This is a genomic window from Stenotrophomonas sp. Steno-Z2, from assembly GCF_056393235.1.
Map to the genome: position 1 here is coordinate 13,221 of NZ_JBWJOY010000006.1, position 15,589 is coordinate 28,809.

Here is a 15,589-nt window from a genome sequence, read left to right on the forward strand (position 1 = left end):
ACTTTCAATCCATGATGGATTCGCTGCACATGCCCAACGTTCGCCCGCTTTCCCTGGCACTGACCCTCGGCCTGGCAGCCCTGCTGTCGGCGCCCGGCGCCGACGCCGCGCGCAAGAAGGCGGCCCCGCGCGCGCCAGCGGTCAGCCCCGCCTGCACCGATTTCCACGACCAGGCCAACGCGGACTGGCTCAACGCGAACCCGGTGCCGCAGGTCGGCGCGGTGACCGCGCTGGGGCAGCTGGCCGAAAACGCACGCAACCAGCAGCGCCAGCTGCTCGAGCGCGCGGCGACTGCGCCGCAGGGCAACGTGCAGAAGCTGCTGGGCGACTTCTGGGCCAGCGGCCTGGACGAAGCGGCGGTGGAGGCCGATGGGTCCAAACCGATCGCGCCGCTGCTGGGCCGCATCAACGCGATCAGGAAGGCCAAGGACATCCCCGCCTCGATCGCCGCGCTGCACCAGGTCGGCATCCCGGTGGCGTTCAACTTCGCCCCGGACGTGGACCTGAAGGCACTGGACCGCCACATCGGCTACTTCATGCAGGGCGGCATGGGCCTGCCCGACCCGGCGTTCTACACCCGCACCGACGCCGATACGGTGGCGCTGATGGGCCGCTACCGCGCCTATGTGAAGCAGATCCTGGCGCTCACCGGCACACCGGCCAACCGGCTCGACGCCGAATCGGCGCTGGTGATCCAGCTGGAAACCGAACTGGCACGCAGCGCGCAGCCGCTGGCCGGCATCAACAATCCGTTCAACAACTACGCGCCGGTGGCCACCAGGGACCTGACCGGCCGCTACCGCAACCTGCAGCTGGACGCCTTCCTCAAGGCGCAGGGCGTCAACGACGACCTGGTGTCGCTGTCCGATCCGGCGCTGTTCCAGCAGCTCAACGGCCTGATCACCCGCCTGCCGGCCGAGCAGTGGAAGGCCTACCTGCGCTGGCGCGTGGGCGATGCGATGGCGCCGTACCTGTCCAAGGCCTACCGCGACGCCGAGTTCGAGTTCCGCGGCCGCGTGCTGCGCGGCCAGGCCATCGCGCCGGCGCGCTGGGAGCAGGTGCTGGATGCGATCAATGTCGCCGCCGGCCCGATGCTCGGCCACGAATACGCCGCCGCCTATGTCAGCCGCGACGCGTTGCGCCAGGCCGGGCTGATGGTCGACCAGATCCGCGAAGCGCAGATCGCCGCGGTCAAGCGCAGCACCTGGATGAGCGCCGAGGCCAGGAGCGAGGCCGAAGCCAAGCTGGCCGCGCTGAAGATCGAGATCGGCAAGCCGCTGCGCGACCTGGACTACACCGTGCAGCCGATGGGCCGCGGCAGCTTCGGCGGCAACATGCTGATCGCCTCGACCTGGCGCCACGCCCAGGAGATGAAGCGCATCGGCAAGGGCAATGCCGACCGCCGCTGGGACGTGCTGCCGCAGCAGCCGGCGCTGTCCTACGACCTGGCGCAGAACCGCCTGATCGTCACCGCCGCCGCGCTGCAGGGGCCGATCTTCACCGATGCGGCCGGCCTGCCGGGCCAGTTCGGCGCCTATGGCGCGCTGGTCGCCCACGAGATCAGCCGTGCCATCGACGCCAAGGGAGCGCTGGTCGATGCCAGGGGCGAACTGCGCAGCTGGTGGACGCCGGCGGACAAGAGCGCTTGGACGCTGATCGGCAACCGCGTCGCCGCGCAGTACGGCGCCTATGCGTTCCCGGGCGTGAAGGACGCCAGGGTCAACGGCGAACTGACCCGCGACGAGAACATGGCCGACCTCTCCGGCGTGGAGATCGCCTGGGACGCGTTCGTCGCCGCCCAGCCCGATGCCAAGCCGGCCGACCACCAGGCCTTCTTCCGCGCCTGGGCGTCGCTGTGGCCGCAGCAGCTCTCGCCCAACGAAGCCGTGCAGCGCCTGACCTCCGAGCCGCGTGCACCGGGCCGCTGGCGCACCAACGGCCCGCTGGCCAACCTGCCGGCCTTCGGCGCGGCGTTTCAGTGCAGGCCGGGCCAGCCGATGCAGCGTACCGAGGCCGAGCAGATCAGGATCTGGCGCTGACCGGCGCCACCGCAACGAAGCACGAAAAAGGCGCGGAAATCCCGCGCCTTTTTTCGTTTCCCGCGTCTGCAGATGCGGGGGTTCACCCGCATCGGGCCCTGGCTTGAACCTCAGGCAGGCCCGGCATGCATGACGCGCATCCGCGCGTCACTTCACCCGGCGCAGGTGGTTGGGCCGCCCGCCACCGCCACGGCGGTTGAACGGCGGCTGCCCGCGCCAGTAGCGGATCAGCAGCCAGCCGAACAACATGCCGCCCAGGTGCGCGAAATGCGCCACGCCCGGCTGCCAGCCGGTGAAGCCCAGCATCAGCTCGATGGCGCCGAACACGATGACGAAGGTGCGCGCCTTCATCGGGATCGGCGGGAACAGCAGCATCACCCGCTGGTTCGGGAACAGCATGCCGTAGGCCAGCAGCAGGCCGAACACGCCGCCGGACGCGCCCAGCACCGGGCCGCCCTCGCCCACCAGCGCCGCCACCAGCAGCTGGCACAGGCCGGCGCCGGCCACGCACACCAGGTAGTACGTGGCGAAGCGCTTCTCGCCCCAGGTCAGTTCCAGCGGCGCGCCGAACATGAACAACGCCAGCATGTTGAAGAACAGGTGGCTGAAGCCGCCGTGCAGGAAGCCGTAGGTCAGCAGCTGCCAGGGCTGGAAGTTCTGCCCCGGCGAGAACGGATCGAAGCCCCCGGAACTGATCGGCCACAGCATGAACGGCTCGAACGTTTCCATTCCCAGCAGGAAGGGTTGCTGCAGGACGAACAGGACGACGTTGGCGATCAGCAGCGCCTTGGTGACGGTGGGCAGTCGGGGAAACATGGCGGCATCCTTGGGAACTGCCGCCATGATAGCCGGGGATGCGGCGCGGCCTTCCGCTGCGTCATCGCTTCGCGCTGACGCCCCACGGTTTGCATGGCAAACCGCAGGCCCCATCTCGTGCTTCCATACCCCCGCCGCTTCGCGGCCGCCCCCTGACTCAGGGGGAATGCGTCATCGCTTCGCGCTGACGCCCCACGGTTTGCATGGCAAACCGCGGGCCCCATCTCGGGCTCCCATACCCCCGCCGCTTCGCGGCCGCCCCCTGACTCAGGGGGAATGCGTCATCGCTTCGCGCTGACGCCCCACGGTTTGCATGGCAAACCGCGGGCCCCATCTCGTGCTTCCATACCCCCGCCGCTTCGCGGCTGCCCCCTGACTCAGGGGGGAATGCGTCATCGCTTCGCGCTGACGCCCCACGGTTTGCATGGCAAACCGCGGGCCCCATCTCGGGCTCCCATACCCCCGCCGCTTCGCGGCCGCCCCCTGACTCAGGGGGCTTTCCTCCGGTTACAACGGCGGGTGCTGGCGGTCAGTTGTGCGCTCGATCCGCGCATGTGAAACCCACTGGCGCGGAGTCCTCTCTCTCCGCCCCTGCTTCAGGCTGGCCCCCAGATCTGGGCATCCAGATCGCGCGCCGGGCGCGCGCGCCGGACCCGGCCGTTCTCGACCTGGACGCCCTCGGCGCGCAGGCGCTTGGCCTGTTCGCGCCAGCCGGCCGAGCCCTCGGGCAGGGCGATGCGCCCGTCCGAGCGCAGCACGCGGTGCCATGGCAGGGTCCGGTCGTCGTTGTCGGCCAGCAGCCTGGCCACCAGCCGCGCGCGGCCCGGCAGCCCGGCGCTGGCCGCGACTTCGCCATAGCCCATCACCTGCCCGCGCGGGATGGCGCGGATCGCCGCCAGGATGCGTGCACGGACCGTGCCGGCATCGTCGGCGCGGCTCACCGCCTGCGGGCCACGCCGCTGCCCACCAGCAGCACGCCCAGCAGCACCAGCACGGTGCCGGCGCTCTGCCACGGGCCCATCGGTTCGTCGAGCAGCCATACGCTCAGCACAATCGTGGATACCGGCCCCAGCATACTCACCTGCGCGGCCAGCGAGGAACCGATGCGCTTGACCCCGACCATGATCGCCAGCACCGGCAGCACCGTGCACACGGTGCCGTTGAGCAGCGACAGCCAGTACACCGGCGCCGGCTGCCTGCCCAGCGCCGCCAGCGGCTGCAGCAGCAGGTACTGACCGATGCACAGCACGCAGGCCACGGTGCTGGCGTAGGCGGTCAGGCGCACCGCCCCGATCCGCGCCACCGCCTGCCCGCTGCCGAACAGGTAGACGGCGTAGCTGAGCGCGCTGGCGAACACCAGCGCCGAACCGAGCAGCGTGCGCCGGCCATCGAGCTGGATGTCGTGGCCGAACGCCAGCAGCACGCCCAGGTAGCTGACCAGCAGCGCCGCCACCTGCAGCCGCGTCGGCCGCTGCCGCAGCACCACCAGCGCGATCAGCACCACCAGGGTCGGGCTGAGATAGAGGATCAGCCGTTCCAGCGTGGCGGTGATGTACTGCAGGCCGAGGAAATCCAGGTAGCTGGACAGGTAATAGCCGCTGAAACCCAGCACCGCCACCCGCCACAGGTCGCCGCGCGACAGCGCCTGCGCCCGGCGCGCGGCCCAGGCGCCCATCGCCACGAAGAACGGCAGCGCGACCAGCATGCGCAGCGCCAGCAGGGTGGTGGCGTCGGCGCCGTGGCGGTAGGCGAGCTTGACGATCACCGCCTTGCCTGAGGCGGCGATGGCGCCGATGCCGGCCAGCAGCAGGCCGCTGGCGAGCAGCCGGCGCGAGGAGGTGGGCAGCGGCGAAGCCGCGGCCGCCGACGGCGCCGCATCGGCGGCGCGCCTGGAAGAAGCATTCACGGGATGACGGCATCCGGGGGAGATGGCCCGGGCATTATCCCGCCTGCGGCGCGCTCAGCGCATCAACACCACTTCCTCGGCCGCGGTCGGGTGGATCGCCACCGTGTCCTCCATCTGCCGGCGGGTCACACCGGCCTTCAGCGCCACCGCGAAGCCCTGCAGGATTTCATCGGCGCCCTCGCCGAGCAGGTGGATGCCGACCACCTTCTCGTCCTCGCCGGCGCAGACCATCTTGAACAGCGCGCGCATCGGCCCGTCGCCGAGCGACTGCAGCATCGGCCGGAACCGGCTGTGGTAGGTGCTGACCGTGTCGAAGCGCGCGCGCGCCTGTTCCTCGCTCAGGCCGACGCTGCCCAGCGGCGGATGCGAGAACACCACGCTGGGCACGTTGTCGTAATCCAGCCGCGCCTCCGGCTGGCCGCCGTACAGGCGGTCCATCAGCCGGCGCGCGGCGGCGATCGCCACCGGCGTCAGCATCGCCTGCCCGGTCACGTCGCCCACCGCGCTGATGCCGGGCACGGAGCTGTCCTGGAACGCATCGACGACGATGGCGCCCTGCTCGTCGAGCGCCACGCCCACCGTTTCCAGCCCGAGCCCGCGCGTGCTCGGCGCGCGGCCGGTGGCGAACAGCACGGTATCGAACGCGGCACCGGCCGGTTCGTCCTGCAACTGCACGCCGATGCCGCCGGCGCGCCGCTCCAGCGCCTGCAGCCGGCAACCGAAGCGCACGGCGATGCCCTGCTGGCGCAGGTTGTCCGCCATCTGCGCGGTCATCTCGGCGTCGAACCCGGACAACAGGCGCTGCCCGCGCGCCAGCAGCGTCACCTCGCTGCCCAGCCCGTGCAGCACCCCGGCCAGTTCGACCGCGATATAGCCGCCACCGACGATGGCCACGCGCGACGGCGCGGCCTGCAGGGCGAAGAAATCGTCCGAAGTGCCGCCCAGCGCGGCACCGGGCAGGTCCGGCTTCAGCGCATGCGAACCGGTGGCGATGACGATGTGCCGGGCCTGCAGCCGCGTGCCGTCGTCGCATTCCACCGTCCGCGCGTCCAGCAGGCGGCCGCGCCGCGCGATGTGCGCCACGCCGCTGTCCTGCAGCCGCTGGCGGTAGCTGGCGTGGATGCCATCGATATAGCGTTGCCGACGCTGCAGCAGCCGCGGCCATGCCAGCTGCGGCGCCGCCGGTACGTCGAACCCCAGCTGCGCGGCGAGCGCGATGCGTTCGGCCAGGTCGGCCGCCAGCCACATCGCCTTCTTCGGCACGCAGCCGACGTTGACGCAGGTGCCGCCCAGCAGCGCGGGCTCCAGCATCGCCACCTTCGCGCCATGCGACGCGGCGCGGAACGAGGCCGCCAGGCCACCGGAACCACCGCCGAGCACGACCACGTCGAAGGACTGCGTACTCACGGGAAGAACTCCGCAGCGCGGGTGCAGGGCGCGATCATCGGCGCGCGTCCGCTGGTGAAGTCGGCCATTGCTCTCTCGTCCCATTGCCCATGCTGGCTGCGAGCATGCCATGCCCGGCCGCGGGACAGGTTCGCGCCGGCATCGGACGGTGACAGTCCCGGGGACGCCCCGCCCTCGCCCAGCGGGCAGGCCCTGCTGTCAGGCGTCCGTTTCAATGCGGCGCAGCGGCGGCAGGCGCCAGTAGGTGATCGCCCGCCACAGCCATTCCATCGGCCCGAAGCGGAAATGGCGCAGCCAGACCCGGCTGAGCGCCACCTGCGCGGCGAACAGCGCCACCGCGAACAGTAGCTGCCACGCCCGCCCCATCTGTTCGAACCCGCCCAGTCCGTAGCCATAGAACAGCAGCGTGCAGAGCAATGACTGCCCCAGGTAGTTGCTCAACGCCATGCGCCCGGCCGGCGCCAGCCCACGCAGCGCGTGGCTCCAGCGCACGCCCCAGGCCAGGTAGCCCAGGCACATCAGCAGGCCGGCCACCGAGCTGGCGGCATAGGCCACGGCCGAGCGCAGGTCGAACCGCCCCGGCGCCAGCCACGGCTGGTACCAGGCACTGGCCAGCATCAGCGCCAGGCCCAGCGGCAGCGCGCCCCAGCGCAGCCAGGCGAACAGGCGCCGGTGGTCGGCGGGGCGGGCGATGGCGCCGCTGCGCGCGAACCAGCTGCCGATCAGGAACATGCCCAGCACCTGCGGCCCCACCACCAGCAGCGCGCCCAGCGACGCGCCGAAGTCGCGCAGCCGCTGCAGCACCGCCTGTGCGTAGGTGCCATGCCCGTAGGCCTGCCGCTGCGCCTCGATCGCCGCCTGCGCCTGGGCCGCCTGCGTGGCCAGCGCGTCGGCCGGCATCAGCATCACCACCGCGCCCAGCAGCAGCATCAGCCCCACCGCCGCCAGGTAGGCCAGCACGCCCATTACCGGCAGCCAGCCGCGCGGCGCCTCGCGGAAGGGCAGCAGCAGGAAGGACAACAGGGCATAGGCGACCAGGATGTCGCCGGACCACAGCAGCAGCGCATGCGCCAGGCCGATGCCCAGCAGGCCCAGGCTGCGGCGCAGGTAGAAGCGGTTGAAATCACGCCCGGCCACTTCGGCGCGCTGCGCCATCACCGCGAAGCCGGCGCCGAACAACAGCGAGAACAGGGTGAAGAACTTGCCCTGCACGAAGAGGTAGACGAAGGCGTCCGCCCAGCGGTCTACGCCCTGCCAGTGCGGGTCGATGCCGCTGGTGGACAGGTCCAGCGGGCCGACGAAGGCCTCCATGTTCATCAGCAGGATGCCCAGCAGCGCCAGCCCGCGCAGGACGTCGAGCGTGGCGATGCGCTCGGCCGGCGCGATGGGCTGGAAGGTGGCGATGGACACGTTACGCGGTTCCCCCGTGGATGGACCGGCGATTAGAGCATGCGCTCATCGCCAGCGCCCCCCCGGCACGCCGCCCGCCGCAAACGAAACGGCCCGCACAGGGCGGGCCGCTCGCTGCATCGTTGCCGGTCGGCGATCAGTGGTGGTGGCCGCCGTCGCCGTGCACGTGGCCGTGCTGCACTTCTTCCTCGCTGGCCTCGCGGACTTCGACGATCTCCACGTCGAAGTGCAGGTCCTTGCCGGCCATCGGGTGGTTCAGGTCGACGTCGACCACGGTCATGCCGACCTTCTCCACGGTCACCGCGCGCGGGCCGAAGTTGGTCTGCAGGATCACCTGCTGGCCCGGGGCCAGGCGGGTATTGCCGAAATGCTTCTTCGGCACGCGCTGGGTCAGGCCCTCGCGGCGCTCGCCATAGGCATCGGCCGACTTCACGTCCACGCCGAAGCTCTCGCCGGCTTCCTTGTCCATCATCGCCGTCTCCAGGCCCGGGATGATGTTGCCGTGGCCGATCAGGATCGCCAGCGGTTCGCCACGCTCCCGGGAGCTTTCGATCGGCTCCTGGCCGACTTCGGAAACGGTGTAGTGGAAACGGACGACGCGGTCTTTTTCGATCTTCATGCGCAACTCTTCAGTGGCTGCCCGCTGGCAGACGTTGGGGCGGCCTTGCCGGCCGACGGGGAGGCGGCCATCATGGCAGCCGTCTTGAGGTGGCGCATTATCCGGGCTCCATGCACATCACGCCAGTTTTACGGTACCGCCGCTGGCGGCTGCCGGCCCTGTTCGCCGCGGCCGCCGTCCTGGCCGCCTGCGGCCACGCCCCTTCCAGAAAGCCGCCGCCTCCCCCGGCCTCCCACGCCTGGCCGCAGGTGACGCCGGCCAACCCGGCCGCCGCTTCGTCGGTGCTGATGCGGGCGCTGGGCCTGGTCGGCACGCCCTACCGCTACGGCGGCAACACGCCCGAGTCCGGCTTCGACTGCAGCGGGCTGGTCAGCTACGTCTACCGCGACATGCTGGCGCTGAACCTGCCGCGCACCTCGCGCGAGCTGGCCGCGCTGCAGGGGCCGCGCATCGCCCCGCGCCAGCTGGCGGCCGGCGACCTGGTGTTCTTCGGCGACAAGGGCAATGTCTGGCATGTCGGCATCTACGTCGGCGAAGGCCGTTTCGTGCATGCGCCGAGCACCGGCGGCACGGTCCGGCTGGACTATCTGGAAGGCCCGTACTGGCGGGACCATTACACCGGCGCCAAGCGCGTGCTGCGCTGAAGCATGATGAAAGTCACGCTTCATAATGAAAATTTAACGAAATTTGTACCTATACAAGCTGTTCACAAGGCATGATCGCCCATCGATTTTTTCCGTGACTGCCGCGTGACGAACGAAAATCCGTCCCTTCCGGGTCAACCCGGTCACCGAATTCCCGCATTCCGCCGGCTGCTGTGCGCCGTGGCGCTGAGCTTCGCCGCCGTTCCGGCCTTCGCCCAGAGCGCCGCTGACGCCGATCCCGCCGCGACCAGGCCGGCCGCCGCCAGGCCCGACACCCAGCGCAGCAAGGCCGACGCCGCCGCTACCGCCACCCTGGCCGCCCTGCTCCCGCACCTGGCCGCCAACGACACCATTCCGCTGATGGACCGCTCGGCCATGTTCGCCGGCGACCTCGGCCGCCTGCTCTCGGCCTACGACGCGTCCAAGAGCGTGGCCAGCGCCACCGATTCGGCACTGGCCAACGACAGCGACGGCAAGGTGCAGTCGATCCTGCGCCGCGCCATGACCCTGCTGGGCACCCCGTACCGCTGGGGCGGCACCTCGCCGGACGCCGGCTTCGACTGCAGCGGCCTGGTCGGCTACGTGTTCCGCACCGCGCTGGGCATCGAGCTGCCGCGCGTCTCGCGCGAGATGGCCAGCCAGGCCAGCAACGAACTGATCAAGGACCGCTCGGCGCTGGTCGCTGGCGACCTGGTGTTCTTCGGCCGCCGCGGCCGCGTCGACCACGTCGGCATCTACGTCGGCGAAGGCCGCTTCCTGCATGCGCCGAGCACCGGCAAGGACGTGCGCACCGATACCCTGCTCAGCGGCTACTGGGGCGACAAGTTCATGCAGGCGCGCCGCCTGGACCTGTAACCGGCGCGTCCCTCCCCGATCCCCGGAAAGCCGCGGCCCCGCCGCGGCTTTTTTGTTGCCGGCGGGTCCGCCGGGCGGCTGAATGCCCGGCAGGGGGTTTTTCCAGCGCATTCAGGCACATATTCCGCTTTCCCGCGCATTTCCCGCGGTTCACGAAAGGTATAAGTTGGCCGCTTGCAGCAAGGTGACCGCCATGTCCGCAACACCTGCTCCCTCGCGCCGCTGCGTCATCTGGTTCGGCACGCCCTGTTCCTCGGAACGGGCGCTGCTGGCTTCCGGCGGCTGGCATATCCGCGCGGTGTCGCTGTCGCAGACCGGCGGCGTGGGCATGCGCAGCGAGGACATCGTGATCGGCGTGCTGGATTTCAGGACATGCGCCGGCCGCGATCTTGCGGCCGCCGCCGAAGTGGCCACGGCGTACCGCCATCTTCCGCTGTTCGCGCTGCTGCCGCCGGTGCCGGACGAGAGCGATGCCCAGCTGCGGCACGCGCTGTCCCGTTGCCGGCACCGGTTCCCGCATCCGCTGGACCATGCCGACCTGCTGCGGCAGCTGGCGTCGCTGCAGGAAACCTCGACGCCGGGCGGAGCCGACGACGCCTTCGCCTGCCTGCTGGGCGAGAGCAGCGCGATGCTCGCCATGCGCGCGACCCTGCGCAAGTTCGCGCCGGTCGACCTGCCGGTGCTCATCACCGGCGAAACCGGCACCGGCAAGGAAGCCGCCGCCCACGCGCTGCACCGCCTGTCGCCACGCAACGGGCATCCCTTCCACGCGGTCAACTGCGGCGCGATCGCGCCGACCCTGCTGCAGTCCGAACTGTTCGGCCACGAGCGCGGCGCCTTCACCGGCGCCACCGCCCGCCGCGCCGGGCTGTTCGAGAGCGCGCACCGCGGCACCGTGTTCCTGGACGAGATCGGCGACCTGCCGATGGAGGCGCAGACCAGCCTGCTGCGGGTGCTGCAGGAAGGCACGATCGAGCGGATCGGCAGCAACCAGTCGATCCAGGTCGACGTGCGCGTGCTGGCCGCGACCCACGTGGACCTGGAGCAGGCGATGGCACAGGGCCGCTTCCGCAGCGACCTGTATTACCGCCTGAACGTGCTGCGCCTGTCCATGCCGGCGCTGCGCCAGCGCGAGGGCGACATCGAACTGCTGGCCATGCACTTCCTGCAGGAGTTCCGTGCGCGCCACCTGATCCGCGCGCGCGGCTATACCGCGGCCGCATGCCGGGCGCTGGCGGATTTCCACTGGCCGGGCAATGTGCGCGAGCTGCTCAACCGCGTGCTGCGCGCGGCCATCACCAGCGACAACGAGCTGATCGACTGCGCGGAGCTGGAGCTGCCCGCGCCCGCCGAAAGCCGGGCGCAGCAGCAGGACGCGCGCCTGCGCGACGAGCGCGAAACGCTGGTGGCCTGCCTGGCGCGCAGCCAGTACAACGTCAGCGCCTGCGCGCGGCTGATGAAGGTCTCGCGCGTCACCGTCTACCGCCTGTGCCGCAAACACCGCCTGCAGCTGGAGAGCCTGCGCTGAGCGGCGGGCGTGCCCACCGCTACAGCATGTAAGGCACCTTGAACGCCAGGCTGAAATCGGGCGCGTCGGGCGTAAGGCCGATGCCCAGCATGCTCACCAGCGTGGTCCTGGGCGTCAGCGCATAGGTCACGCCCAGGTTCAGGGTGCCCGCGTTGGCGTCGCTGCCGATCACCTTGACCCATTGCCCGCCCCTGTAGCGGGTCGAGGCGCGGGCACTGAGCCTGTCGCTGAAGGAAATGCTCAGGCTGGTGCGCTCGTTGAACGCGAACGCGACGCCGGCGCCGAAATAGTAGGCGTCGCCCAGCTGCACCTGGCCCGGGTTGACGGTATCGGGGTTGGAGTCGATGTCGCCGAAGCCGCGCTTGAACGAGCGGACGTAGCCGATGTTGCCGAACAGGATGGCCGGGTCGGCGGTCTTCACCGCCGACAGGCCGATGCTGGCCTGCCACAGCCCGTTGCCGGTGGGCTGTTCGGCCGGCACCGCGAACCGGATGAAGTCGTCGTCGTCGCGCTCGATCACCTTCCAGTCCAGTCCGTAGGGCTCGCGGCCGGTGGGTGCGGTGATGCCCACCGTCATCACCGTCTCCGGGCGTCGTCCCTTTTCCTGGAACAGCCGGTAGTTCGCGCTGGCGGTGATGTCGCCGATGCCGGCGCCGTGGGTTTCCTCCTGCGCGATGGCCGCCGCCGAGCCCCCGGCGCCGCCCTTCTGGTAGATCGTCTTGCGCGCGATGTACGGCACGTCGAGGTTGAGCGTCAGCCGTGGATTGACGCCCCAGCGCGCGGCGAAGTCGTAGGTCAGCGAATCGGACTCCACGTTCTCGATGGCGATGTTGCCCAGGAAGATCGCATCCAGCGCCAGGAAGCCGTTGAGGGTGAGCTGCTTGCGGTCGTAGCGCGCGTAGGTGAGGCTGTTCTCCAGCGTCAGCCGGCGGTTGAACAGGGCCGACTGCTGCTGTTTCACGTCGTCCACGCTGCGCCGCGCCGCTTCCTTCGCGGCGTGCGCCTCGCTGGCGCTGCTGGCATAGCCCTCGCCCGCGTCGGGCGGCGCCGTGGGCATCGTGGCCGGGGCCGCGGGCGCCGCCGTCGCGGCCTTGCCACCGAGGCGCGCCTGCATCGCCTGCACCTGCATGTCCAGCTCGCGCAGCCTGCGGACCTCCTGCGCATAGCTGGCCTTGAGCGCTTCCAGTTGCGCCATCAATGCCTTGACGCCCGCCTCGTCGTCGACGGCCTGCGCCGCGACTTTCGACGGGCACAGCGCAAGGCCCACCAGCGCCGCCATCGCCAGCTGTTTCATTGTCGGATTCCTCGATCGATGCCCGGTTGCCACTGCCGGCCACGCCGGCTCATTGCCCTGCCGCGATGCCGCCGCCACGGGTCAGCGCGATGGCCTGGGCCACGTTCTGCACCAATGACGGATTGCCGGCCACGCCCTGCCTCACCAGGTCGATCTGCAGGCGGTTGGCGGCCTGTTGCCCGTCTCCGGCCAACGCGATGCGCTGGCCCACGCTGCCGCTGCGCAGCCACTGCTCCACCGCCCCCTGTCCGTCGATCTGCAGCAGCACGCGCGCCGCGTCGCCGTCGAAAGCGGCCACGGCGCTGGCGCCCTCCACCTGGCGCCGCGCCTGGCCGCTGGCGGCGGCGCTGCTACCGTCGGGCATCGCGCCAGCGTCGCGCACGGTCAGCTGCAGGGCATTGCTGGCCCGGTTGCCGTCGCCGGCCACCTGCACGCTCTGCACCAGCCCGGCCACGTTGCGCAGCCCGCTGCCATCGATGCTGCGCCCGCCGCCGCCGGTATCGGGCAGCGGCGCATCGGCCGCGGTGATGCTCACGCTGGGCGTGAAACTGACCCTGGGGATCTTGCCGTTGCCGAAATCCATCGCCAGCGTCAGTGCGCCCTGCAGTTGCTGGCCGGAAGCGGTCTGCCAGCTGGAGATCATCGTCACCCCGAACCACGCCACCGCGTTGCCGCCCACGGTATAGCGTCCGCGCATCAGCCCCAGTTCCGCGTCCGGGATTTCCTGCAGCTTCCGGCCCGGCGCGCTGCCGGCATCGGCAGCAAGCACGGGGAAGGCCGTGGCCAGTGCCAGCACCAGGCCGGCATGCATCGCGATGTTCATGATCCTTGTCCTTCAAAACAGGTCGGCGTGGGTAAAGCCGAAGTCCACCAGCTCGGCGTCGGTGATGGCGCCCGCTCCCTGCCGCGCGTAAAGCGCGCGGGCACTGGGCCTTTCGCCGGGCGCCAGCAGCACGGTGTTGCGGTCGAAATCGCTGCCGATCACGATGAACACCGCACGCGAGGGCCATGCGGCGAGGAAATCCGTCAGCGGCACCGACCGGTTGCCCAGGATCGGGTCGGCCAGTTCGGCCGTGTCGCCGCGCACCTGCTTGAGCACGACGAAATGGCGGAAGCCGCGCACGTCCATCAGCACCAGCCCGGGAACGCGCAGCGAACGCAGCCGCTCTTCGCTGATCCGGTAACCGCGGCCACGCATGCCCAGCGATTCGACATAGCGCTTGATGTCCAGCAGCGAGAAACCGCGCTGGCGTACCAGCGCCGGGTCCGCCACGCCCATCATTCCCTCGATCACCGTCGATTCGTCGGCTTCCAGGTGGTAGGCGTAGCGCAGCACCGTGGCCAGCGCCGCCGCCCCGCAGCTGTAGTCGGTGTGCTGCCTGACCAGGTGGCGGAAACGCCGTTCCTGCATGCTCTCCACCGGCTGCCGGTAGAGCGCGCCATTGGGCAGCACGCCGCCGAAGGCGACGTCCGCGGCGGCGCAGGGCCAGGCCATGCACACGGCCCAGGCCAGCAGCAACATCCTGCGATACATGGCGGTTCTCCGGGGTGTGTTCGACAGGTGGGAGCCCCTGTCCGCAGGGGACGGGCAAGGGCTCCCGGGATCGCCCGGCCATTGGCGGATGGCCGGGCGCTCGCTTGCGCCATGGCGCGCCGTTCAGCGGCGGGCCACGACTGTCACTGGCCGCCTTCGCCGCCACCGCCTCCACCGCCGCCGGTGGACGGCTGCGCCACCGCAAGCGCCAGGCTGTTGGCCTGCAGGTTGCCGGTGCCGGAGGAGACGTTCACGCCGATGTTGCCCGAGGCCCCGCTGAAGGCGCTGCCGGACAGGCTAGCGGTGTTGGTGGCGTCGACCGCGATCCAGTCGATGTCGACCACCTGGCCGCTCAGGCTGGCCACCAGGTCGGCCGTGCCCATTTCCGAGAACGACAGGTTGCCGTGCTCATCCGTGTCCCAGGCCATGCCGCCCACGCCCGGGCGGTTGGGGTTGGCGACCGCGCCCTGGGTCTGGAAGTCCCAGTCGCTGTGCCCGGTCTGGTTGCCGCCCGGATGCGTGTTGCCGGTCCAGTTGTCCGGGTAGAAGTTGGTCTTCTGGTAGGCGTTTCCGGTGCCGTTGTAGGTGCCGGTGCCGGTGCTGCGGGTGGTGCCCGCCACGCGGCCGCTCAGGTTGAGCGTATAGCTGTTCACCACGTAGTCGTAATACCCGTTGTTCTCCACGTGGTTGCCGGTGGAGACCTGGTTGGAACTGATGCTCGACTGCGCGTAGGCGGACGTGGCGACGGAAGCGGCGAGCGCGTTCTTCTGCTCGTTGTTGTTGCCCGAGGTCACGTTGACGCCGATGTTGCCGGCGGCGTTGGCGAAGGCGTTGCCGCCGACGCCCGCGCTGTTGGTCACGCCGTGGTTCATGGTGGCGTTGTTCATGCCGCTCTGGTTGACGAACACCTCGGCGTCGGCCATGCCGAAGCTGAAGGAGGCATCGGCCGCCGACAGCGAGGCGGCGTTGTCCTGGGCATTGTTGTCGCCGGCGGCGACGTTGAAGCCGAGGTTGCCCGAAGCGGCGGAGCCGACGTCGTCGGCGATGGACGCCGTGTTTTCCACCAGGCCGTTCTCGGTCGTGTTGCCGGAGATCGACTGGCGGTTGTCGACCACCGCGATCGCGGCCGAGTCGATGTCGATGTCGCCGCTGATGGTCGGGTCGCCGGAGAACTGGATGTCCGAACCCAGGCGCAGGTCCTTCTCCAGGTTCACGTCCACGCCGTGGTTGTTCTTCTCCCTGCGTTCGTCGGAACTCACGTTGGAGGTCTTCTGCACGTTCTCGTGCACCTCGGTGTTGGAGCGCGAGTCGGAGTAGCGCAGCGTCGCGGCGGCATCCAGCTTCAGGTCGACGTCGGTATCGACCGTGGTGTTGGTGGTGGTATTGGTGGTGGTGTTGGTGCGCGTCTCGGTCACGTTGTGCTTGTGATCGATGTTGGCGCTGGCGTTCTGGTCGTCCGCCGCACTCGCAGCCGCGCTGGCGACCAGCGTGGCAACGGCCATGGCGAGTACCGTCCATTTGACATTCGCTTTCATGG

At 70.1% G+C, this 15,589-nt stretch carries 14 protein-coding genes; 4 read left to right on the forward strand and 10 right to left on the reverse strand.

The features are described 5' to 3' along the window. Window positions 1–29: 29 nt before the first annotated feature. On the forward strand, window positions 30–2,039 hold the full coding sequence (locus AC06FP_RS12765) for a M13 family metallopeptidase (RefSeq protein ID WP_478075757.1): 2,010 nt from the start codon (window positions 30–32) through the stop codon (window positions 2,037–2,039). A gap of 147 nt (window positions 2,040–2,186) precedes the next feature. Here the strand turns inward: AC06FP_RS12765 and AC06FP_RS12770 are convergent, their stop codons facing one another. From AC06FP_RS12770 to AC06FP_RS12795, 6 genes are all read right to left on the reverse strand, one after another. Next, window positions 2,187–2,855, reverse strand: coding sequence for a rhomboid family intramembrane serine protease (locus AC06FP_RS12770; RefSeq protein WP_456116504.1), 669 nt, complete (start codon window positions 2,853–2,855; stop codon window positions 2,187–2,189). Window positions 2,856–3,451: 596 nt separating this feature from the next. Next, entirely contained in the window at window positions 3,452–3,895 is a 444-nt protein-coding gene (locus AC06FP_RS12775; RefSeq protein WP_478075758.1) for an MGMT family protein, read from the reverse strand. Then, window positions 3,793–4,701 (reverse strand): DMT family transporter, encoded by a 909-nt coding sequence (locus AC06FP_RS12780; protein ID WP_456119445.1) that lies wholly within the window; start codon window positions 4,699–4,701, stop codon window positions 3,793–3,795. The genes AC06FP_RS12775 and AC06FP_RS12780 overlap by 103 nt, the downstream gene beginning before the upstream one ends. A 114-nt stretch (window positions 4,702–4,815) precedes the next feature. Beyond that, on the reverse strand, window positions 4,816–6,168 hold the full coding sequence (gene gorA / locus AC06FP_RS12785; protein WP_478075759.1) for a glutathione-disulfide reductase: 1,353 nt from the start codon (window positions 6,166–6,168) through the stop codon (window positions 4,816–4,818). A 198-nt stretch (window positions 6,169–6,366) separates the two neighbouring features. Next, entirely contained in the window at window positions 6,367–7,611 is a 1,245-nt protein-coding gene (locus AC06FP_RS12790; protein WP_478075840.1) for a DUF418 domain-containing protein, read from the reverse strand. A gap of 103 nt (window positions 7,612–7,714) precedes the next feature. Further along, a complete protein-coding gene (locus AC06FP_RS12795) occupies window positions 7,715–8,197 on the reverse strand; it encodes an FKBP-type peptidyl-prolyl cis-trans isomerase (RefSeq protein WP_456116507.1) in 483 nt (160 codons plus the stop codon). A 110-nt stretch (window positions 8,198–8,307) separates the two neighbouring features. On the opposite strand from AC06FP_RS12795, the gene AC06FP_RS12800 reads away from it, so the two are divergent. The 3 genes from AC06FP_RS12800 (at window position 8,308) to AC06FP_RS12810 (ending at window position 11,224) form a co-directional block, all read left to right on the forward strand. Beyond that, entirely contained in the window at window positions 8,308–8,841 is a 534-nt protein-coding gene (locus AC06FP_RS12800) for a C40 family peptidase (protein WP_456116508.1), read from the forward strand. Between the two features lie 105 nt (window positions 8,842–8,946). After that, the gene (locus AC06FP_RS12805; RefSeq protein ID WP_456116509.1) at window positions 8,947–9,696 is read left to right on the forward strand and encodes a C40 family peptidase; all 750 of its coding nucleotides are present in this window, start codon (window positions 8,947–8,949) and stop codon (window positions 9,694–9,696) included. 193 nt (window positions 9,697–9,889) lie between these two features. Then, window positions 9,890–11,224, forward strand: a complete 1,335-nt coding sequence (locus tag AC06FP_RS12810) for a sigma-54 interaction domain-containing protein (protein WP_478075760.1) — start codon at window positions 9,890–9,892, stop codon at window positions 11,222–11,224. Between the two features lie 19 nt (window positions 11,225–11,243). On the opposite strand, the gene AC06FP_RS12815 is transcribed toward AC06FP_RS12810, so the two are convergent. The 4 genes from AC06FP_RS12815 to AC06FP_RS12830 all read right to left on the reverse strand — a co-directional run bounded on the left by AC06FP_RS12815 (window position 11,244) and on the right by AC06FP_RS12830 (window position 15,587). After that, window positions 11,244–12,518, reverse strand: coding sequence for a transporter family protein (locus AC06FP_RS12815; RefSeq protein ID WP_478075761.1), 1,275 nt, complete (start codon window positions 12,516–12,518; stop codon window positions 11,244–11,246). Window positions 12,519–12,567: 49 nt separating this feature from the next. Continuing rightward, window positions 12,568–13,341: a hypothetical protein gene (locus AC06FP_RS12820; RefSeq protein WP_478075762.1), complete on the reverse strand. Its 774-nt coding sequence runs from the start codon at window positions 13,339–13,341 to the stop codon at window positions 12,568–12,570. Between the two features lie 12 nt (window positions 13,342–13,353). Beyond that, window positions 13,354–14,040, reverse strand: a complete 687-nt coding sequence (locus AC06FP_RS12825; RefSeq protein ID WP_456119447.1) for a C39 family peptidase — start codon at window positions 14,038–14,040, stop codon at window positions 13,354–13,356. Window positions 14,041–14,195: 155 nt separating this feature from the next. Next, a complete protein-coding gene (locus tag AC06FP_RS12830; RefSeq protein ID WP_478075763.1) occupies window positions 14,196–15,587 on the reverse strand; it encodes an adhesin in 1,392 nt (463 codons plus the stop codon). Window positions 15,588–15,589 lie beyond the last annotated feature (2 nt).

What these genes read in the sequence shown, in the direction of transcription:
- AC06FP_RS12765 (WP_478075757.1), top strand. Translation starts at nt 30, where the DNA reads ATGCCCAACGTTCGCCCGCTTTCCCTGGCACTGACCCTCGGCCTGGCA.
- AC06FP_RS12825 (WP_456119447.1), bottom strand. Translation starts at nt 14,040, where the DNA reads ATGTTGCTGCTGGCCTGGGCCGTGTGCATGGCCTGGCCCTGCGCCGCC.
- AC06FP_RS12800 (WP_456116508.1), top strand. Translation starts at nt 8,308, where the DNA reads ATGCACATCACGCCAGTTTTACGGTACCGCCGCTGGCGGCTGCCGGCC.
- AC06FP_RS12795 (WP_456116507.1), bottom strand. Translation starts at nt 8,197, where the DNA reads ATGAAGATCGAAAAAGACCGCGTCGTCCGTTTCCACTACACCGTTTCC.
- AC06FP_RS12775 (WP_478075758.1), bottom strand. Translation starts at nt 3,895, where the DNA reads ATGGCTGCTCGACGAACCGATGGGCCCGTGGCAGAGCGCCGGCACCGT.
- AC06FP_RS12815 (WP_478075761.1), bottom strand. Translation starts at nt 12,518, where the DNA reads ATGAAACAGCTGGCGATGGCGGCGCTGGTGGGCCTTGCGCTGTGCCCG.
- AC06FP_RS12770 (WP_456116504.1), bottom strand. Translation starts at nt 2,855, where the DNA reads ATGTTTCCCCGACTGCCCACCGTCACCAAGGCGCTGCTGATCGCCAAC.
- AC06FP_RS12820 (WP_478075762.1), bottom strand. Translation starts at nt 13,341, where the DNA reads ATGAACATCGCGATGCATGCCGGCCTGGTGCTGGCACTGGCCACGGCC.
- AC06FP_RS12810 (WP_478075760.1), top strand. Translation starts at nt 9,890, where the DNA reads ATGTCCGCAACACCTGCTCCCTCGCGCCGCTGCGTCATCTGGTTCGGC.
- AC06FP_RS12830 (WP_478075763.1), bottom strand. Translation starts at nt 15,587, where the DNA reads ATGAAAGCGAATGTCAAATGGACGGTACTCGCCATGGCCGTTGCCACG.